Below are 19172 nucleotides of genomic sequence, written 5' to 3'. Positions count from 1 at the left end.
TTCGTGATCTGGCTCAAGACGCGTCGCCCTGAGCGCACGGAGTAAGGAAGTTGAGATACGCGGCTGCGCCCTCGGCGACGTCGATCGTGACCGGGCCGCACAGGGTTCCGGGGCTGCACTCGGCCGGCGGCGCCGCCCAGGAAAAGGAAGCCCCACACTCATTGACGACGGTCGCGTTACCGGCACAGTCCGTGATGGTGACCGGGCCGCATGCAATGGTCACCGCGAGGGACTCGGTGCCCACCGGCATGGTCCACAGCTCCGGCCCCGAGAGGCCCAGGAGTTGAGGGCAAAGGGGGATGTCCGGGCAACGGCAGTCGTCGCAGTCCCCGACCGTCCCGGCCGGTGTGTACGGGGTGCCGTCCAGGGCGGTGTCTGTGGCCGTCGTGACCTGCCCGTCGCAGTCGTGGACCATGTGCCGCAGGAACGGGCTGCATTGCCCGTCGGGGGTGTTGTCGCACAGCTGCAGGACGGAGACGCTCGCGCAGTCGCTCGACGGGCACGGCCCCGAACCGGCCGGAGCGGGGCCGGCCGTGTAGGTGCCGGTGGCCGGATCGATCCAGCCAGCGACTTCCGGGTCCGTCGCTGCGGCGCCGTCGCACACACAGGACGAGCGGAGGACCAGGAGCAGCGGGGTGCCGTCCTCGCGGCACAGCGGCACCGAGGTGATCGAAGGGGCGCAGCAGGACGAGGATGGCTCCCCGGTGCCGCCGCCCGGCTCACAGGGCAGAGGCTCAACCGGCATCCGGCTCCTCCGGGTGCTTCAGGCGTCGGTGGTGGTCCCTGCCGCGCTCGGTGGTGAACTCGCGGGGACAGGAGCCGCACTCGTACGGCGGTTCGTCCTTTTCGGGACTTGAGTCACTTCGGTCCCTGTTCGGGGTGGCTGCGCCGGTGGAGGGCTCGGGTACGGCCGTGCCGAGCAGCTGCTCAAGGCCCGAAGTCTCGGCGAGCTGGCGGGAGCGGTCGGGGCGGTGGAGCGGAATGATGGTCTCCGGCCCGCTCTCCTCCACCAAAGTCGCAACGGGTGGGACCACCGGGCCACTGGCGCCCGGTGCCGGGTGGCCCAGGGTGGCATCCTCCTCGGGGGAGACGTACCGGTGCCCGTCGACGGTCGAGCCGATGAGGAGGCGTTCCGGCATGCCAGCGAACAGCCGCGGGGGGACACCGAATTCGTGGAGGCCGACGGTGTCGACCTTCGGCCGCTGGGCGACCGCCCACTTCGCGAACTCGACGAGCAGGGCCGGTGTCGGGCGGATACGGATCAGCTGGATCATTCGCAGACTCGGATCTGCACCGCGCAGACGGTGCACGTAGTGGCGACGACGATGGTTCGCTCGGCGAGGACCTGGCGGTCGTTGTTGCGGATGTTCACCGACGGGCCGGGCCGGTCCGGGATCACGTCGACCGGGCCGCGGCGGATGAGGAGCGGGCCGGTGATGTACAGCCACGCCGTGCCCGGCTCCGCAGGAATGCCACCCGGGCCGGCGTTCATCGCCGAGTAACCGGCCCCGATGACGACGCAGTTCCCGGCGAGGGTGCGCAGGTTCCCGGTTTCCGGGTTCTCCCGTACGAGGTTGCAGCACCCCAGGAGCGCAGCAGCGCCGGCGGGGACGTGCAGGGTGCCGATGCCGCCGTACGACTCGGCCAGGCACCCTTCCAGGACGGCAACGCCCTGGGCGATCGACAGCGGCCCCTCGGGCGGGGTCAGGTCGACGGCGTCCCGGGTGAGCTTCAGCCGCATGAACCCGGCCTCGATCGCGGCCTGTTCCCCGAGCTCAAGGGAAGCTACGGCCTGGGCCCGCGCCTCCTTGTAGGACCAGCCGAGCGCGGAGCACTCTGAACCGGCGTACACGGTGAACGGGGCGGCGTGCTCCGTCTGGGGGCGGCAGAACTCTTTCTCCTGCGAGGCCCCGGGGCTTTCGTCGCCGAGGGACTCCTCCGTGAGGCAGGGGTCTTGCCAGTCGAGTACCGGGCAGCAGCCGAGAGCCAGCCACTCAACTCCCATCAGCTCATGCGGGTCCTTGACCTCCTCCACCGAGGCGCAGCCGCCGAGGATGCCATGGGGAAGCGGCCTGCCCGGGATGGCCTGGACCGCCTTACTCAGACCTGCGGGCGGCATCGCCCACCTCCATGTGTGTGATGAGGGAGGTGGCGGGCCCCGGGAAGCCCCCAACCAGGGCCCGCCACGTTCAGGGGGTCAGCTGCCCGCGCCGCAGACCATCAGCGTCTGCGCACCGGTCTCACCGCTGGGGCAGACCGGCACGGTCACGAGCCGCGTGTCCACGGACCGGTCGATGAGCGTGCTGCATTCCTCGGTGAACAGGGCCGTGTAGTCGTTCGTGCGGAACTTCGTCGAGTCGTGGATCGCACCGAGGTTGACCTCCTCGCCGCGCCCGATCTGGAGGCTGCCGGCCGGGTACATGAGGAACTTGACGGTCTCGGGCCAGACGGTGGCCGGGGTCTTGGCGCCGATCTCGGTCGGGACGGCCGGGGCCAGGCCGCGCGCCCACTGGATACGCACGCCGAGCGGGCTGAACAGGTCCTGCACCATGCGCGGGGTCACGTCACTGGGGGAGATGCCGTTACGGCGCGCCAGGTCAGTCAGGAAGAGGTTGCGGCTCCACCACGGGAACACGACCTCAAGGGCGGTGGACTCGCACAGGGAGTGCCGCTCGATCATGTCGGCGGCCTGGAGCGCCACGGCCTCGAACACGGAGGACACGGCGCCGAACGACTCCGGCATCGTGACCGTCGTCGCGCTGTTCAGGGCGTCCTGGAAAAGCTCCTGCTTGAGGCGGATTTCGTGGGCGACCATGCTGTTGCGCAGGTACCAGGAGACCAGCTCGGGGAAGTGCCGCTGCGTCAGAATGCCCGCTTCGAGGCACACACCGATGGCACGGCACCGGACCTCGGTCGGGTCCGGGCACGGAATCTTGTAACAGGGCTTCTCTGCACCCGAGATGTCGTCGGCCTCGGTGTGCACCCACGTCAGCTTCGACACGTCCAGCGACAGGGGCTTGTAGTAGCGCAGCCCGCCGCGGGCGAGCTGCGTCTCCGGGGCGTCCCACAGCATGTCCGGGCACGCCGTGTCGGTGAGCGTGTAGACCGTCTCCGAAGGGGCGCACCAGCCGCCGGACGCGATCAGCTCCTGCTCCGGGAGGCGGCGCTGGTTCGACGCGGCGAGCGTGACCGTGGTGCCCTCCGGCGCGGACGAGGAGTCCGTGACGATGAGGTCCTGCGGGAACGGGTGCTGGTACGAGATGACCTGCCCGACGCCGCCGCCCGCAGTTTTGAGGGCGTTGGCGCGGGAGATGATCCCGGAGGTGATCTGCCCGAACTCCAGGGCCGCGCCCGGCGTGTACCCGGGAACGTCGACGGCCGCGGTGATGACGGTCGTCGGGGCGGGCGGCTCGGGCAGCACACGCGGCTGCACGGCCCGCACCGAGGCCAGGTTGAGGGCGTGCCGCTTCACCACGGCGGCGGACGCGGCAGCCTCCGGAGCCGGTGTGTCCTGCGGCTCCGACTCCGGCTCGGGGGCGCTCTGCGGCTCCGTGGCGGCCGGCTCCACCACCGGGGCCGGGTCCTCGCCCCGGACCTTCGCAGCGAGTTCCTCGATCTCCGCCGCGGTGGCCTTCGCGGCGGTGATCCGGTCGTGCTGCTCCTGCCGCATCGCCTCGATGCCGGAGGTGAGGGCGCGCAGGGCTGTGATGTCGTCGGTGGTGACGAGGTTGGACTTGGCCTTGGCATCGAACGCCTCGACGGCGTCGGTCAGAGCGGCAGCAAGCTGCTCGTCGTCCAGCGTGCTGAGGTCTTCGGGGAGCTCGAACGGCTCGGGCATGACTGCTGTCTCCTGGAGATCAAGGAGACTCGGCCCTAAACCAGCAGTCGGAAAAGAATCTTAGCCGCACGGGCGGTTCCTGCCGTTCATGGTGGCCGGCTGCCCGTACTGCGGGTTTCAGATGGTGCTGAGAGGGGCGGCGGACCACGACCAAGCTCGTCGCGGGACCACCGCCGTGCCCATGAGGGCTACGCCCCTCTCCCGGGAGTTACTTCTTCGGGACTTCGCGGACCGTGCGGCCTTCACCACGCTTGGCCATGGCTTCGGCGGTCGTCTTGTACGGGGTCGGACCGAACACCCGCTTCCCAGCGGCGTCTACGACCTCGTACTTCGTCTTCTTGCAGGCACACGCCATGGTGCTGTTCCTTTCTGCTGCTAAAAAACGGTGTTGGCGGCGGAGATCTCGGCGCGGACAGGCGCGAGCCGGGCGGTGAGTTCCTGGAGTTCGGCCTGGGCGGCGGCGGCCCGCAGCTCCTCGAATGCCTTGAAGGCGTCGGCGAACCGTTCGAGGAAGGCGGGCTGGAGGAACGCCGCAGTGATCTGGCCGACGACGTCCGGGGCCAGGGCGTCGCCGGGGCCGGGGGCGGTGCCGGGTTCCGGTTCCGGCGTGCTGGCGGGCTCCTCGGCGGCTGCTGCGGCGGCGGTGAGCGCCAGGTTGGCCCGGTCGATGACGGCGGCGGCGGTGAGCGGCGAGGAGTGCCCGGGGACCGGCACGGACAGCACGGCCTTGAGCTGCCAACGCCCGTCCTGGCCCTGCGTCATGTGGTAGCTGGGCTGGCACGCCTGGAACACGGTGCGGTCCCAAGCGGACAGCCAGGGCGCAGCAGCACCGCTGAACCACATCCCGCCGTCGTTCATGCCGACGGTGACGACGGCGCCGACGGTGCGGGTGTCGTCGAACTGGCAGACCGCGGTCTCGCACTCGTACCCGTCGCGGTGGTGGCCGACGTTCATCGTCATCGCCCCGGCACGGACCTCGGTCCCGTCGTCGAGGCGGAACTTCGCCCGCAGGAAGTGGGAGTAGTCAAGGCCGCGCGCGGCGAGCTTCTCGATGGTGACCTTCCGGCCGTGCGCGGCGTGGGGGACGCCGGCCTGGGCGACCCAGCCGTAGGCGCGGCCGTCGACGATGTGGACGCCGCCGCTGCCCGGGGGCAGTTCCTCCGGGGTCGGTTCGCGGAACCAGGCGGCGGGCATCGGCTTCTCGGCCTGCATGACCTGCCAGGCCGACGCGATGAGTTCGGCGCCGCGCTCGTCGTACAGGTCGCCCAGGGGCTCGGCGGCGGCTGTTGCGTGGCCCGCCGGGATGGTGCTGGAGCCGATGTACAGGCCGCGGGCGATCCGCAGGACGGAGCCGTCCTTCAGGGCCTGCATGATGTGCGCGCGGACGTCCTCCAGGGCCAGGCCCAGCCTGTCGGCGGCTTCGCGGGGGCTGACCGGGACCGGGGAGCTGCGAATGTACGTGACGACCTGGTCGTAGTCGTCGCTGGCGGACGCGGCGACCGGCGCAGCAGCGGTCTGTTCCTGGCCGGGCGGGTCGAGGACGATGCGGGCCCTGTCGTAGGCCGGCATCGCGACGAGCGTCGCGCCGCGCAGCCGGGCCCGGGTGATCCGGACGAGGAAGTCCCCGGACCGCTCCTCGTGGAAGACGACACCTTCGGCCGGGTCGGAGTCGCCGGCGGCCGCGGTGAGCTGGTCACCGAAGACGTGGCGGGCGGTCGCGGCGGTGATGGTGCCGCCGGGGCGGGTGAACATCATGAAGGTGCGGGCGGACTGCGACATCTCGGTACCGGACGCGGTCCAGTCGGCCCCGGTGCGGCCGGTGATCATCCACGTGCCGTCGGGGAGGCGCATGGCGCTGGCGGACGCGAACGACGCCTCCAGCACCACACCATCCCCGTCGTCGGGGCTGGAGGTGGTGTCGACGAGCTGTACGTCCGCGTCGTCCAGGTCGACGCTCACGCCGAGCGGTGCGCCCTGGTCGAGGAGCGTGCAGGCGTCGTACCCGGCGGACTGGGTCAGGTAGAGGACACCGCTCCCGGTGATGCGGGGGTTGTCCCGGCCGATGGTGTGGATGGCGCCGGCCAGCTCGGCGCCCTCGTGGCCTTGACCCATCGCTTCGGCGTACTGGAGCGGCCAGGGGCCGTCCCCGTCCCAGTACAGGGCGTTGGGGCCGAAGACCCGGCCGTCGCCGGTCTGCTCGTCCTCGAACGCGAGGGCGGTCATGCCGGGGGTGGACCAGGTACGGACGGGCGGCGGCGGGGTGTCCTGCGCCGCGGATACGGGCGTGCCCATGGGTTCCTCCTGCTCGGGGCCGATCGGGATGTCGTAGTGGTCGCCGCCGAACGCGACCCGGATGCGGTCGAACACGACCGCGCCGAGGCGTTCGCACATCGGCTCGAAGGGGTGGGTGTCGGCGGTGTATGCGCCGGTGATGTGGGCGACCCACGGCGAGTGCTGGGCGGGGGTGTCGGGCCGGTCGTGGGTGCCTTCGAGGGCCTGGACGGCGATGGCGCGGGCGTCGTGGAGGGTGGGGCTGTCGCTGTCGCGGTCGTCGCCGACGGCCCACACCCAGGCCGGCCAGTCGGAATCGGGGTTCCAGTGGTTCACGCCGAACGTGCGGGCGGTGATGGGGCCGGGGAGTTCGGCGGCCTGGGCGCGGATGCTGTCGACCAGCTCGTTGCGCTGGTCGGCGGTCCAGTCGGAGGCGTCGTCGCCGAGGAACCACAGGGTGCAGTGGAGCTCCGTCGAACTCTCGCCGTCGGGGAGGGCGAGGAAGTCCGCGTCTTCGGAGCGCGGCAGGAGCGCGATCATGCCGCCCTGGAGGTGGCTCCCGTCCCCCGCAGCGGTCTCGTTCCTTCGATCTGAAAATCCCACCGACGGGGACACCTGACTTTGCTCGGGTGCCGACGCCTCCGCACGCTGCAAACGAAGGATGCAACGGCAGTTCACGGTGAGCTCGGGGGGCGCGGCAGGGTCGCCGGGGTACCGCATCGCGACCCCGCCGACGGTGAACGCCTCATCGAGGAGCCGCAACTGCCCGTCCGCGTCGTCGTGCGCCTCCCTCACCTTCGGGTCGCGGCGGCACTCCCACTGCTTGACCAGGGGCCGCTCCTCCCCCGTCAGGTCCTCGGCGGCGGCGAGCGTCGCGGCGTTCCACGCCCGGTTGCTCTCCGTCCGGGCGATGCGTTCCTCCCGGGTGGCGCCGAGCTGGGAGCCGTCCCGGGAGAACAGGGCCCGCAGCCGGGACCGTATGGCGTCGATGTCGTCCCCGGCGTCCAGGCCCGCCGCGAGCTCCGCGACGGCGGCCTCGGTAAGCCGGTCGCCGACGGCTCGCAGCAGGTGCTCGGTGCTCGTGACGTACGAGCCGAGAGACGCGGGCAGCGGCTCTCCCCAGTCGTAGAGGCCGGGCAGGTTGTCCCACCCTTCCGGGAGTTCGGTACCGGTGGTGTCCGCGGCGGCCTGCCCGGCGTCCTCGGCGACGCGCAGCAGGCGGCGCATGAGGCGGGGCATGCGCGCGGTCCAGCGGCGGCCGATCTCGGAGAGGGAGAACCTGGCGGCCACGATCTCCGTGGCGTCCTTCAGGCCGGCCGCGGTCTCGGCGGCGACCTCGTCCAGGATGGTGCGGACCTCGGTGGCGACGGCGGTCTCCGCGTCCGCCATCTTGCTGTGCACGTCAGCCACGGGACGCCTCCGGGGCGCGGGCAAACGCCATGGGCTCCAGGGGGACCTGTCCGGTCGGGGTGATGAGGACCGGGTGCACGATGACCCCTTCGGCCCCGGGGGTGTCGGCCAGGGCCTGGGCGGCATCCTGGTGGATGCGCTGCAAGGTGTGGGTGAGGAAGTCGGCGATCATCTCACGCATGTGGGGCCGTCCTTCGGGCCGGGAGCGGGGTGTCGGGGTCGTCGCAGATCTCGCACACGGTGACGGTGCCGAGGCTCGTCACACCGGTCGGGAACAGGGCGCACACACTCGCGGTGAGGGCGCTGTTCGCCTTGCAGGACGGGCACCAGCCGGGCCGCGGTATGCCGGTGGCCACGACCACCGTGGTGTGGACCTCACGGCTGCTCATGCCGCTTCCCCGGCCAGGCACGGGGCGAGGAGCACCCGCCCGGTGTCCTCGTAGGTGTGCGGGTGGCGGGCTGCGATCAGGGCCCGCGCGTAGTCGTCGAGGACGTCGGTGAGGCAGTCGGGGTCGAACTGGTAGCGGCGGGCGACTTCGGGGACGCGGGCCCATGCCCCGTCGAGGAGGTGCCAGGTGTCGACCATGGACGCTTCGACGGGGTACACGGTGTGGAGTTCAGCGGGCTGGATGTCGCGGGCGCGGGCGCGTTCGCTGCGGGGGCAGGCCGGCTTGTTCCTCAGGCGTTCGCCGGCCGTCTGCAGCGCGGCCCAGATCAGGCCGTCGACGGCGTCGAGACCGGGGTGCTGGGCAACAGCGGCTGCGGGGAGGGTGTTGGGGATGCTGGTCGTCTCACCTACGGGCAGGGCAGTCACGTCGCTCGGTGTCTCCTCGTCGGCGGGGTCCTGGGCGTCCTCGGAGTCGGGGTCCGGGGCGTCCTCGGTGGGGGTGGGCGTCTCGGGTGCGTCGGTCTCGTCGAAGCCGGTCTCGCGGCGCGCGGCTGTGGCGGAGATGAGGCCGGAGTTGAACGCTTCGAGGGCGATCTGCGGGCGGTTGGCCTGGACGCGGAGCTGGCTGGTGTCGTACCAGACCAGCCAGTCGTCGGCGTCCTCCACCTCCGCGTCCTCCAGGAGGGGGCGCAGCCACTGGGTGGTCAGGGCGTGGCAGACGAGCTGGAGGCGCGGCACCGCACCGACACGGACCGCCTCGGCCGAGATCGCCCACGCCGACCAGTGGTTCGCGTCCGACAGGCCGAGCAGGATCTCGGCGGGGACCTCCAGGCCGTTCGCGAAGCGGCGAATGGCCTCTTCACGGAGCTTCAGCGCGAGCTCGTCGAAGTTCGATTCGAAGCTGAGCCACTTGATGTCGCTGATCGTCTCGGCGGCCACTTCGAGGATGATCGGGACGGTCGCCGCGGCGCTGTCGGGTTCCCGGATCGCGGTCGATGCGACTTCGAGGAACACCTCCAGCACGTCGTCCTGCGCGTTACCGGCCTGCCCCGGGGCGGTCGGGAATCTTGTGCCCTTGGGGACGAGGAGGACACCGCGGCCGGTGATCCTGGACCGGGCGATCGCGGCGACCGCCGCGTTCAGCAGTTCCAGTTCCTCCAGGAGGCCGAGGCTGGCGCGGACCGGGCTGTCCGCCTCGATGTGCCGGTCCGGGGACGGCTTCCACACACGGATCGCGATGGGGGCGGACGGGTCCTGCTCCGCGTCCGGGTCGTACGGCGGGATCTCTACCTCTTCGCCGTCGATCTCGGCGACGAGTTTCCCGCCGCCCTTCTGTGAGACCTCACGTGTCGACCGGACCAGCCATTTGTAGCTTTCGACCTCGCCCGTCTTACCGATGACGGGGCGGATGATGATCCAGCCCTCACCGGCGACGACGAGCTGCGGGCCGCAGTCCTCCAGCATGGCGGACTGCCCGTCGGGGCCGCCCGCGATCTCCCGGACGATCTGCGCCGCCAGGTGGTCATCGGGGGCTGGCTCGATCGCCCCGGAGTCGGTACGGCGCCCGGCGATCAGGGTGGCGCCGCCCATGGCGCTCCCGACCCATGTGCCGGCGAACCGGACCTCGGGCACGGTCTTGAAGCGCTTCCAGGCGTCGTCCTGCCACCCGGCATCGACCTTGCTCGACCTCTTCTTGGCGAGCTGGACGCTGTACCGGGTGGCGGCCGAGACGAGCTGTCGGAGCCCCATCGCGTCACCCGCCGAAGGTGTCGTCGAGGCGGTTGAGGAGGGCCTGTACGCCGGCAACGGCCAGCCACTCGATGCCGTGGCCGAGCCAGGAAGTGTTGTCCCAGGCACCGTGGATGACGAGGTAGACGCCGAGGGTCGCCCCGGACAGCCAGAACCCGAGGCAGTAGGTGCAGCTGATGAGCTGCATCAGGAAGCTGCGGGGCTTGGAGTCGAAGTTCTTCGCGTGCCAGGCGGCGAGCCGGTGACGGGGCGGGTCGAGGATCGAGTCGTGGACGCCGAGCTGCGTCAAACGGTACGCGGCTGTGCCGAGCAGTATGAGCATGGTCAGAGAGATCACGAGCCGCCTCCGGAAGAACCCCAGGTCAGGAACGGCTGGCAAGGATACTGCGCACCACTGTCTGCACAGTGCGCGCGCAGTGGCGCGCAGCTAGAGTGTGCGTGCGCTCCCTGGAAAGGAGTGGCTTCGGGTGGGTCGTCGGCGGCTATGCCGCTTACAGAGTCCGGAAGGCGGGGGTCGCTCAACCCCAGCCGCCGACGACCGCCCTCCCTGGACTACGCGCCGACGTGCCGCGCAGGCCGTCTCGTCTCAGCTGTCGCCGCGGTACTTCTCCAACGCGTCCTTGACGGCCTCCTCGCCGGTGTCGCCGGAGTCCCACCACTCCACGGCTTTCCACAGGTCGCTCAAGCGCTCGACCCGGACCATGGCGCGGGTCTCCCATTGCCGGAGCAGGACGAGCAGTTCCTCCGTCTCCCGGGCGGCGTCGGCCGCGTAGCCGAGGCCGGAGAGACGGTCGCTCATCTTCTGGAGCTGCCACTGCTGCTGGCTCAGGTCGGGCAGGTCCAGGGCCGCGCAGAGGTAGTTGTAGCTGCCGCCGCTCATGTTGACGTCCTTCCGGGGGCGATATGAGCGGGGGACCCTACACCAGGATCGCCACCTGCCCTGGGGCGTGCCGTCGGGCAGGGTGCCGGTCAGAAGAGTGTCGGCGCGCCGTCGGCGTTGTCGGATGCCCCTGCGGGGGCCGTCTCCTCCGGATCGTCGACGGGGAGTTCCATCTGCCCGACGGGCAGGTCCACGATTTCGAGAGACCCGGCGCAGGAGACGAGCTCGTCGGGGTGCTTGGCGCGCATGTCGGGGGCGTCGTGTCGCCATACGTGGCCCTTGGACAGCGTGCCGGCTACGGGCCTGGCCGCGACCGCCCGATCGCACTCGGGGCACGTGACACGCGGCAGCTTCATCATCCGACCAGTGTGGCCGAATGCGCCGTCGCTTGTCCGTCAGATCCGCGCCACCGCCTCGCCGGGCCCGGGGTGGCCCCGCGGGGGTCTGGCACAGGCGCGCCGCTGCTGCGCCTCGCCCCTGCCCGTCTTCGTCGCCTGCCTCGGACCGCTCAGCCCGTCGCTCGGAAAGGCGGCTGCGCGCTGCCAAGCGATCCGCCCACAGCCTGAAGGCCCGCAGGGAGGTTCCCTGCGGGCCTTTGTTCTGGTTACTACCGGGGGTCGAGGCCGACCTGGGCGATTGCGGCCTCCACGGCCGCCAGTTCGTCTTCCTCGTCTTCCTTGCTGAACCAGAATTCCTTGAGGAGCCATTCAGCTGTGAAGGTCCAGTGGCCGGCGTCCTCGGTGTTTCCCTGTTCCCGGGACTTCCTGGCGTTCTGGACGGCCTCCACGGTCAGTTGGTATGCCGTGCTTTTCGGGCCGTTGTAGTCGTCATCGGTGGCGAAGGAGTAAATCTTGCCCTGGAATTCGATTTCCATAACTATCCCCTGTTGAGTTAGAGTATTTCTTGTTCTTGACAATACTAATACTAATCGAATTCACGTCTGAATTCCAACTGGATCCCGCGAATTCGAGAATTAATCGAGGGGATTTACGGCGAATTCCCGACCGCGCTTTCCACGGCAATTCCATCAATTACTCATCGTGCCGCCGCTGCGCCCCGGCCGCCATGGGCGCACCCAGCACGCGGCCACGGCCTCGCGGGACCAACGGGACTGACGAACGGCGTTACCGATGCAACGACGCCCGAGCCGCCGCGCTCCTCAGCCAGGCAGGCCTGCTGGTGCCCACATCATGCGGCAGATCCCGGGTCCAACGGCTCCGACCAGCCAATTCAAGCTTTCTCGAAGGTTTGGCCAAGGTTGCGTGAGCAAGGTGGTGGCTGCCGAACAGGTGCGGAGGGCCGGGCGCTCCGGGCACGACCTTCGCTGGAGAAAGGGGTACTAATGCGCACCCGCAAGATCATCGTAGGACTCGCTCTCGGAACCACCGTCGGACTGGGCTTCATGGCGGCACCTGCCCAGGCAGCTCCCTCGGCCTCACCCGTCGCTTCGGCTGGCACTCAGGGTGTCGTGGGCACCCAGAGCGTGCAGGCGGTCAAGCACTTCTACAGCAGCCACTGGACCCTTGCGGAATGCCAGGCCCAAGGAAGCTACTGGTTGAGCCAGCACCCGAGTTGGACAGCGACGTGCGAGCCCGGCCTGGGTACTGACGGGAAGTTCAAGTACCACCTGTACTTGTGGTACTAGGGGGTCACATGGGCCGGAGGCTGCGGAGCCAGATCACGGCGCCGCGTAAGTAGAGTCCGGCAACGTAGCCGGCGGGGGCCCTTGTCATAGCAAGTGGCGAGCCCCCGCCACTCGTTGATCTTGTTGCAGCGCTCGACGGCGTTGCGGTCCGGTCCTTGTTTCAAACCTGATACAGCGCCTGATGCGGCACTAGCTAGGGGCACACCCGCAGGCGGTCACGGCCTCACGGGACCAACGGGACTGACGGACGGCACTACCTCGAATCCCCCGCCGCCCGCACCCGTGCGTCCCTACCCTGACGGCACGACGTATGTGAGCGACGAGGACGTGCGCACCATCCTCCGGCCGCACCGCGATGGGCCCCATCAGCCGCCTATACGCCACAGGCGAGATCACGTACGACCTCCTCACGGCATTGGGGATGCTGTTCTCCGGGCTCGACGGGGACGGCGAGCACGACGAAGCCGAGCGCATCGGTGACGTGGTCGCCTACATCGCTGCGGTCGGAGAGCGGCCCCCAGTGACCGGGTGGGTCAGGAAGCTGTGACCGGCGCCCGGCCCCGCGTCGTATCAACGCTCGGCGAAGGCGACCAGGTCGGCCGGCGTGATGGGGCGGCGCTCGCCGTGGAACACCTGGTCGCGTAGCTCCTCCAGCCCCCCACGGCCTTCCCCACCGAGGACGTACCCGTACGCGAGGAGCGCCGCCTCGCGGCTCGCGTATATGCCGGCCAGCCACCCGAGCCCGTACCAAGAAGCAGCCACCGCCCAACCGCCCTGCGCGGGCCCATAGAGGCATGCCAGACCAACCGGCTCACCGTGCTCGGATAGCAGTTCGCTGCCCTGCACCTCGAACTGGACGCGGTCCCAGTCAGGGTGGGCGAGCCGTTCGATGCGGTCTGGCGTGAGCGGCCCTTCGGTGAGCGCGGCCTCCAGCGCGGTGACGATCTTGGTGGAGCCGCCGAGGCGGATGCCCTTCGCGATGGTCTGGGCGTCGTCCAGCGCGGCGCATTTCACAGCGTCACCGTCCGGCTTCCGGTGCAGCGGCCGGTTCGGGGGGTGTCTGCCCGTCCTGGACGATGCAGAACCACATCCCTGGACACACGGTTGAGGACTCGTCCCAGAGGATTTCGGAGCTCTGCAGCAGGCGCGGGACTTCTGGGTCGGCTTGGCCTTGCAGGATCTCCGTCAGCCACTGCTCCGCCGATGTCTCGTCCCAGTGCATCGCCCGCTTGATCAGGGCGGCTACCGCCCTCTCGCGGTCCATGCCGATGTCGTCCAGGCTCCACCGTGATCCCGCCGGGGCGTCCTCGGGCCGGGAGACGGCATCGTAGTCAGCCGTGGCGTTCATACCCTGATCCTCCCGCCGTGCTGGGGCGTGCCGCCGGATCGGGCGCCGCGGGTACGACGACGTGCCGGTGTTCCGGGCACGGGAAGTACGCCTTGGTCGTAATCGCGTCGCCATGCTCGCCGATCGCGAGGTTCTCGAGGCCGTAGCAGGCGTCGAGGAGAGCCTTGCGGGCCTTGTCGATGTGCCGCTGAGGGGCGGCCTCACGTCCGCTCTGCGGATAGTGGTGGGCAAGCTCGGTACTGAGGTGAACGAGCTCGGCATGGATGCCAGCAAGGCGCCGGCCGAACGTTGTGTGCTCGTCGACGGTGGGGCGGGGCTTCGGCATGAGTGCCGCTCCTTCGTGTTGGTGATGCTCTGGTGGGGCAGCCCGAGAGCGGGCGGAAACCATGGGCACCGGGGGCAGGGCCAGGCGCTCGCCTCCGTCACTTCCCGATCTTCCGCCCGCACATGGACGCCGCGCCGCCCGGGTGCCGCTACAGGAACTCAGCCGGTACCCGGACCTCGCCCTGGGCCATGAGCTGCTTCGCGAACTGGACCCGCGCGTGCGCCGCGTCGGTGCCGAGCCAGGCGGCTGCGAGGCGGGCACCGACGCGGTGCCGGGCCTCGCCGGTCAGACCCTCGTCGGCCAGGGCCTCGTCGAGGTGGTTGAGGACCATCCGCAACCGGTGTGTCTCCGCCGCGTACTGCGGGTCGTGGAGCAGCGCCCGCCCCGATTCCGGGTTGGCGTCCAGGTGCTCACAGATGATCTGTCCAGTGATCGGCTGGTCCATGCGGGCAGTTTCCCACGCTGGGGCCGTCGCCCTCGTACCGTTGGCTCATGGACAATGCCTTCAACGCCGAGTTGCTCGCGGCCCTTCGCCCCACTCCCACGGTCCACTCCGTACAGGTCGAGGACGAGGACGGCCTTCACGTGCTGTTCTACCGGCCCGAGGAGGACGGTCGCTACGCCGACGGCGGCACGCTGTTCGTCCCCCGCGCCGTACTCAACAGCTGACGTCACTTCCCGATTCTCCGCCCGTACATGGACGCCGGACCGCCCGGCCGCCCGCTGGACGGCTGCGGCGCCGTGGGGAGCGGGGCGTGGACGATGGCGCCCTGGTTCGCCTCGGGGATCAGCCCGTACGTGAGGACGCAGGAGGCGTCGATACGGCCGGGCGAGTCCGGGTCGGTGGGCTGCCACGTCGCCCACTCCCGCTCCATGTCCGTGAACACCCCGCGCATGCGGACCTTGTCCTGCACCATCAGCTGCGCGATCGGCTCCGCCCTGAGCAGCTTGCCCTGCTTCGCGCGGACCGGGGCGATCGCCGGCATCAGGACGTCTCTTGGGATCGTCCCCTCGTTCTGGAGCTTCTCCCACGACGTCTGGATGGCCAGGACGCACATGTCCCGGCCGAAGTTCCACTCGACGTAGATGATCGACGCGTTCGTGCGGTGCGCGAGGAGGCACGCCTGGGTGGACCACTCCGCCGACGACATCGGCGCCGACACGTCGTCGGTGACCCAGACTCGGCCATCGTCACCGAGGAACCCGCCGATGACGCCGGCGACGTCCCGGCCGCCACCGCTTGGGTCGATCGACACGGCGATCTTCTGCGGCTCCACCGCGGTGGTGGTGTCACGGAGCAGGCGCAGCAGCTCCTCGGACACGAGAGCACCCTCAGCGGGCTGCGGGTCGCCCTGATAGAGGGCGTGCCAGTCCCTCACGATCGACGTGGCCTTCTTGTTGTCCCACCAGGCGCGCAACCGGGCGGTGTCCCGGGTGGCGATCTTCGGGTGCGGCAGCGGCTCCCCCGGCTCGCGGCCGAGCGGGTCCGCCCCGAACTTCGGATGGGCAACCGCGGGGAGGTGGATCACCTTCCACCGGCCGCCGTCCTCGACCCGCCCCTCCTCCTGGATACGGCGCCCGGCGAAGTCGTCCGGGTGCCACCTGGTCTGGATCGCCACCACGGCGCTGCGGTCCGGCTGGAGACGCGACAGGGCGGCCGACGAGTACCAGTCATGCAGAGTGCGGCGGGCGGCTTCGGACTCGGCGTCGGCCCGGTCCTTGTGGGGGTCGTCGATGATCAGCAGGTTCACGTCGAAGCCGGTCAGGCCCTTCCCGACCGACACGGACCGCACCCCGCCGCCCTGGGTGAGTTCCCAGTGCTGCATCGCCCCGGAGCCGGCCCGCAGGCGCAGCTCCCATTCGTCGCCGTACTCCTCGACGTAGGCGCGGATCCGCTTGCCGCGCCGCAGCGCCAGGTCGTCGCCGTACGAGGTGACCGCGACCTTGTCCATGGGGTACGTGCACAGCCACCAGAACGGGAACCACTCGGCGACGGTGGTGGACTTGCCGACCTGCGGTGGGGTCAGGATCAGCAGCCGGTCCTGCTCCCCCCTGCCGACCTCCGCGAGGGCATCGCCGATCACCTTCAGGTGGGGGCGCATCCGGAACCGGCGGTCCAGGCCGCGGGCGAGCGTCACCGGGTCCCGCAGCAGGTCGGCGCTCATAGCCCGGCGCGCGGCCTCCAGCTGCCGGTACACCTCGGCGTCGTCCAGGTGCTCCAGCTCGTCCACGGCCACCGTCACGGCTACCCCTCCTCAGTCTCGTCGTCGTCGCCGTCCACGGCCTTGATCCGCTGGTTCACCGACGCCGCCAGCTCACCCAGTCGGGCCCGGCGCTGCTCGGGGCTCATCTCCGCGAAGTCGGCGAAGTGCTGCGCGAGCGCGTTGGTGCCTTCGCTGGTGACGGCGATCGTCTCTGTGGGGTCACCGAACAGGACCCGGCGGTGCCGCATGGCGACGTCCATGAGGCGGATGAAGTCGCCCGGGTTCAGCTCGGCCGCGTTCAGCGTGGTGAGCCGCTGCGCCAGCTTCCCGATTGCCGCGCCGAGGATCTTCGCGTCGGTCTCGGCGGCCTTCCGGCGCTCCTCCAGCCACATCGACTCGTACTGGCGGTCCAGGTGCCTGTCGTACGCCTCGACGCGCTCTCGCCACCGGTACTGGGCGGCGAGGTTCTTCACGTGCCCGTACGCGAGAGTCAGCCTTTGGGCAGCTTCGGTCAGGGTGCGGGTTCTGCCGAGGTCCCGGTAGGTGACGAGTTGCCCGTGTTTGTGGGGGGTCTCGTTGGGCTGGCGTTCCCACGGGTCCAGGTTGGGGGCGAGGGTGATGGGTGGGCGGGTGGTCATGCCGGGTCACTGGGGATGTGGTTGGGGCCGGACAGGTACTCACCTGCCAGGCGTTCGAGGAGGCGCCAGCCCTGCCCCTGCTCGATCTCTCCGCGTCCTTCTGCTGCGGCGATGGCTTTGTTGATGGTGACGGCGGCTGGGGCGGGGAGGTGTCGGGCGCCGAGGACGGTTTCGAGTCCGACCTGGCCGGTGTGGAGGGGTTCGCCCTGGGGGGAGGTGTAGCCGGTCTGGAGGTCGCCCAGGTGGTTCTCGACGATGCCGAGGATGGCGTGGAGGGCGGTGGCGACGTTGCCGACCTTGTGGGCGGCGTGGGTGGAGGCGAGCGTGTCGAGGGTCTGGTCGTAGTCGGCGCGTGCGGCGAGCCAGGATTCGTTCTGGCCGAGGCGGGCGTCGTCGAAGGCCTTGCGGGCGGCCTCCAGCTCGTTGGGCAGGAAGATGAGGGACACGGTCGCGAAGTCGAGGTTCGCCTCGCTGAGCCCCTCTGGGGAGACTTCGGCGAGGAGGCCCAGGACGTCGTCGTCGAGGCCGGAGTACGCGCGCCAGTCGACGTCCTCGATCTGGTCGTACAGGGCCTTGAGGGTGGCGGGGTCGTCCTGACCGGCGATCGAGTTGTGCGAGAGCTGCCGGGCCAGGAGCTCGTCCTTCTGCTGCGGGTCGTCGATCAGCATGCAGTCGATCTCGGGCAGGCCGACCTCGATGGCGGCCGCGGTGCGGTGGTTCCCGGAGAGGATGAGCTCGCGGCCTTCCTCGTACTCCCCCGCGCCGTAGATCAGGGGTACGGAGGTGAGGCAGCCGTCGGCGGCGATGTTCGCGACGAGCCGGTCCCACTCCTCTTTCCGCATGAAGCGGGCGTTCATGTCGAGGGGGGTCAGGGTGCGGGGGTCGCGGCGGACGAGGCGGGGCCGGATCGTCTGCGCGGGCGGGGTCGGGGTGCTGTCGCTCATCGGGGGTCGTCCTTCTTCATGTCGCTGCCGTGCTTCTGCTTCCACAGGTCGAGGGCCTGGGCGAGGGTGTAGTTGCCGAGAGGGCCGCCGTACTGGAGCTGGTAGCGGTGGATGCCGTCGCCGGGGTCCTTGCTGCTCGCCTCGGTGCGTTTCTGGAGCTTCACGCCGGGGATGCCGCGCCCGTACTTCGCGCTGTTGGGCCGGTCGGTGAACGCCGTGGTGGCCCAGCCGGTGAGGCGCTTCGACAGCGACCGCTGGAGCAGCAACTGCGCCTCGGAGGTGGAGGCGGCCATGACGATGAGCTTGGCCAGGCGCCGGTACTTCGTCCATGACACCGGGAAGTCCGACATCAGGTAGGCGGTGGCCGGGTCGAACTTCGGCGGGAGGTATGCGAACGCGCCGATCAGCGCGCCGTCGACTGCGACGCCGCACGCGAGAAGCGGCGACCCGGGCTTGATCGACTTGGACATGAACTGGGAGCGGATGCCAGCGAACTGGCCGCCGGTGAGGACGTGGAGCGTCATCGTGTCGCCCAGGTCCTCCCCCACGCCAATCTTCCGCATGGGGATCGGCTCGACGGGCTGGCGGGGGCGGACGATACGGCGCGGGCCCGCCGCGGCGTATACGTAGATCGGCAGGCCGCGGTTCGCGGTCTGGACGACACCGGCGAGCCGGTCGCGGAGCTCGGGGCGCTCGATGTGCAGGCCGAGGACCCAGTGGGGGCGGTCCTGGACCTGGGCGATGATCTCTTCCTTGCCGTCCTCGGTGAGTTCGCTGAAGTCGGGCTCGGGCCAGTCGAACGCGGCGTCGATGGACGCGAACTGGGCCTGATAGTCCGCAGCATAAAAAGGTGGAAACATGACGACTGGCGCCCCGTCGGGGACTTCTTCGCGGAGGTACGTGCGGACGTCGCCGGCGTAGAAGCTGCCGAGGCGGGTTTCCAGGGTGCGGAGCTTTGTGGCGGTCTTCTCGTGCATGCGCGGCCACTGGTCCTGGGTGGCGTCGAGCATCCGCCGGTAGTAGGCGCCTTCCTTCCCTACGTACTGGAGAAAGCGGGTGCCGAGCATCAGCGTCGCGAGGCGGTCGGCACGGTCCTCCATGTACGGGGCGAGCCAGCCCAGGGAGTCTTCGTACTCGGGGCGCAGCGTGTACGGCAGTTCTTCTCCGGCGAGGTACCAGCCGAGCGCGCAGCTGTAGGCGGTGATGTCGTTGCCGTGGACCGGGCGCGTGTTGCCGAACCTGCTGTGCAGTACGCGTTCGATGGTGAAGTTGCCGGAGCAGCCGATGTAGATGTCGGTCTCGGGCCAGGTCCCTGCGTGCTCGTAGATGATCGAGCGGAGGGGTGCGGGTATCGATCCGTGGAACATGGGCCGCTCCTTGACTTGGCGGGCGGAGATGGTAGCCGACCTGCGGCTTTCTTCCGGTTCCAAGAGTGGGAGGGCATGCGGAAGGCCCCCGCCCTGGGGTGGGCGGGGGCCTTCGTGTGGAGCGCCGGCCACGACTTGAACGTGGTCCGTCCCCCTGGAAGGGGG

At 69.9% G+C, this 19172-nt stretch carries 23 protein-coding genes; 2 read left to right on the top strand and 21 right to left on the bottom strand.

The genetic code is table 11. From position 1 onward, the window contains the following. Positions 1-13: 13 nt before the first annotated feature. The 13 genes from ACFYY6_RS28185 to ACFYY6_RS28125 all read right to left on the bottom strand — a co-directional run bounded on the left by ACFYY6_RS28185 (position 14) and on the right by ACFYY6_RS28125 (position 11410). Positions 14-745 (bottom strand): hypothetical protein, encoded by a 732-nt coding sequence (locus tag ACFYY6_RS28185; protein WP_389196193.1) that lies wholly within the window; start codon positions 743-745, stop codon positions 14-16. Continuing rightward, on the bottom strand, positions 735-1274 hold the full coding sequence (locus ACFYY6_RS28180; protein WP_389196191.1) for a hypothetical protein: 540 nt from the start codon (positions 1272-1274) through the stop codon (positions 735-737). Before ACFYY6_RS28180 ends, ACFYY6_RS28185 begins: the two co-directional genes overlap by 11 nt. Continuing rightward, positions 1271-2119 carry a cupin gene (locus tag ACFYY6_RS28175; protein WP_389196189.1) on the bottom strand — a complete coding sequence of 283 codons (849 nt, stop codon included), beginning with the start codon at positions 2117-2119 and terminating at the stop codon, positions 1271-1273. The genes ACFYY6_RS28180 and ACFYY6_RS28175 overlap by 4 nt, the downstream gene beginning before the upstream one ends. Before the next feature lie 78 nt (positions 2120-2197). Then, entirely contained in the window at positions 2198-3838 is a 1641-nt protein-coding gene (locus ACFYY6_RS28170; RefSeq protein WP_389196187.1) for a major capsid protein, read from the bottom strand. 208 nt (positions 3839-4046) lie between these two features. After that, on the bottom strand, positions 4047-4193 hold the full coding sequence (locus ACFYY6_RS28165) for a hypothetical protein (RefSeq protein ID WP_389196185.1): 147 nt from the start codon (positions 4191-4193) through the stop codon (positions 4047-4049). Between the two features lie 20 nt (positions 4194-4213). Continuing rightward, the gene (locus ACFYY6_RS28160) at positions 4214-7519 is read right to left on the bottom strand and encodes a phage minor head protein (RefSeq protein WP_389196183.1); all 3306 of its coding nucleotides are present in this window, start codon (positions 7517-7519) and stop codon (positions 4214-4216) included. Continuing rightward, positions 7512-7700 (bottom strand): hypothetical protein, encoded by a 189-nt coding sequence (locus ACFYY6_RS28155; protein WP_389196181.1) that lies wholly within the window; start codon positions 7698-7700, stop codon positions 7512-7514. Before ACFYY6_RS28155 ends, ACFYY6_RS28160 begins: the two co-directional genes overlap by 8 nt. Continuing rightward, positions 7693-7908, bottom strand: a complete 216-nt coding sequence (locus ACFYY6_RS28150) for a hypothetical protein (protein WP_389196179.1) — start codon at positions 7906-7908, stop codon at positions 7693-7695. The genes ACFYY6_RS28155 and ACFYY6_RS28150 overlap by 8 nt, the downstream gene beginning before the upstream one ends. After that, complete coding sequence (locus tag ACFYY6_RS28145; protein WP_389196177.1) at positions 7905-9656, bottom strand: hypothetical protein; 1752 nt, start codon at positions 9654-9656, stop codon at positions 7905-7907. The genes ACFYY6_RS28150 and ACFYY6_RS28145 overlap by 4 nt, the downstream gene beginning before the upstream one ends. Before the next feature lie 4 nt (positions 9657-9660). Further along, complete coding sequence (locus ACFYY6_RS28140) at positions 9661-9993, bottom strand: DUF1360 domain-containing protein (RefSeq protein WP_389196175.1); 333 nt, start codon at positions 9991-9993, stop codon at positions 9661-9663. 249 nt (positions 9994-10242) lie between these two features. After that, positions 10243-10536, bottom strand: coding sequence for a hypothetical protein (locus ACFYY6_RS28135; RefSeq protein ID WP_389196173.1), 294 nt, complete (start codon positions 10534-10536; stop codon positions 10243-10245). 89 nt (positions 10537-10625) lie between these two features. Then, the gene (locus ACFYY6_RS28130; RefSeq protein WP_389196171.1) at positions 10626-10895 is read right to left on the bottom strand and encodes a hypothetical protein; all 270 of its coding nucleotides are present in this window, start codon (positions 10893-10895) and stop codon (positions 10626-10628) included. Positions 10896-11143: 248 nt separating this feature from the next. Further along, complete coding sequence (locus tag ACFYY6_RS28125) at positions 11144-11410, bottom strand: hypothetical protein (protein WP_389196169.1); 267 nt, start codon at positions 11408-11410, stop codon at positions 11144-11146. 1126 nt (positions 11411-12536) lie between these two features. Here ACFYY6_RS28125 and ACFYY6_RS28120 point away from each other — a divergent pair. After that, positions 12537-12728, top strand: a complete 192-nt coding sequence (locus ACFYY6_RS28120) for a hypothetical protein (RefSeq protein ID WP_389196167.1) — start codon at positions 12537-12539, stop codon at positions 12726-12728. A 23-nt stretch (positions 12729-12751) separates the two neighbouring features. Here the strand turns inward: ACFYY6_RS28120 and ACFYY6_RS28115 are convergent, their stop codons facing one another. The 4 genes from ACFYY6_RS28115 to ACFYY6_RS28100 all read right to left on the bottom strand — a co-directional run bounded on the left by ACFYY6_RS28115 (position 12752) and on the right by ACFYY6_RS28100 (position 14299). After that, positions 12752-13195 carry a hypothetical protein gene (locus tag ACFYY6_RS28115; protein WP_389196165.1) on the bottom strand — a complete coding sequence of 148 codons (444 nt, stop codon included), beginning with the start codon at positions 13193-13195 and terminating at the stop codon, positions 12752-12754. 4 nt (positions 13196-13199) lie between these two features. After that, positions 13200-13529 carry a hypothetical protein gene (locus tag ACFYY6_RS28110; RefSeq protein WP_389196163.1) on the bottom strand — a complete coding sequence of 110 codons (330 nt, stop codon included), beginning with the start codon at positions 13527-13529 and terminating at the stop codon, positions 13200-13202. Then, positions 13513-13854 carry a hypothetical protein gene (locus ACFYY6_RS28105; protein WP_389196161.1) on the bottom strand — a complete coding sequence of 114 codons (342 nt, stop codon included), beginning with the start codon at positions 13852-13854 and terminating at the stop codon, positions 13513-13515. Before ACFYY6_RS28105 ends, ACFYY6_RS28110 begins: the two co-directional genes overlap by 17 nt. Before the next feature lie 148 nt (positions 13855-14002). Then, positions 14003-14299, bottom strand: a complete 297-nt coding sequence (locus ACFYY6_RS28100) for a hypothetical protein (RefSeq protein ID WP_389196159.1) — start codon at positions 14297-14299, stop codon at positions 14003-14005. Positions 14300-14346: 47 nt separating this feature from the next. Here ACFYY6_RS28100 and ACFYY6_RS28095 point away from each other — a divergent pair, with 47 nt between their 5' ends. After that, positions 14347-14523 (top strand): hypothetical protein, encoded by a 177-nt coding sequence (locus ACFYY6_RS28095; RefSeq protein ID WP_389196157.1) that lies wholly within the window; start codon positions 14347-14349, stop codon positions 14521-14523. 2 nt (positions 14524-14525) lie between these two features. On the opposite strand, the gene ACFYY6_RS28090 is transcribed toward ACFYY6_RS28095, so the two are convergent. From ACFYY6_RS28090 to ACFYY6_RS28075, 4 genes are read right to left on the bottom strand one after another with little or no spacing between them, the layout of a single operon-like run. Then, entirely contained in the window at positions 14526-16097 is a 1572-nt protein-coding gene (locus tag ACFYY6_RS28090; protein WP_389196155.1) for a terminase large subunit domain-containing protein, read from the bottom strand. A 2-nt stretch (positions 16098-16099) separates the two neighbouring features. Beyond that, positions 16100-16696 carry a hypothetical protein gene (locus tag ACFYY6_RS28085; protein WP_389196153.1) on the bottom strand — a complete coding sequence of 199 codons (597 nt, stop codon included), beginning with the start codon at positions 16694-16696 and terminating at the stop codon, positions 16100-16102. Then, on the bottom strand, positions 16693-17640 hold the full coding sequence (locus ACFYY6_RS28080; protein ID WP_389196151.1) for a ParB N-terminal domain-containing protein: 948 nt from the start codon (positions 17638-17640) through the stop codon (positions 16693-16695). The genes ACFYY6_RS28085 and ACFYY6_RS28080 overlap by 4 nt, the downstream gene beginning before the upstream one ends. Beyond that, positions 17637-19007 carry a hypothetical protein gene (locus tag ACFYY6_RS28075; protein WP_389196149.1) on the bottom strand — a complete coding sequence of 457 codons (1371 nt, stop codon included), beginning with the start codon at positions 19005-19007 and terminating at the stop codon, positions 17637-17639. The genes ACFYY6_RS28080 and ACFYY6_RS28075 overlap by 4 nt, the downstream gene beginning before the upstream one ends. Positions 19008-19172: the final 165 nt, after the last annotated feature.

Origin of the sequence: Streptomyces sp. NPDC001750 (assembly GCF_042892615.1) — a bacterium.
Classification (GTDB): Bacteria; Actinomycetota; Actinomycetes; order Streptomycetales; family Streptomycetaceae; genus Streptomyces.
This window is presented reverse-complemented; position numbering and strand designations above follow the sequence as displayed.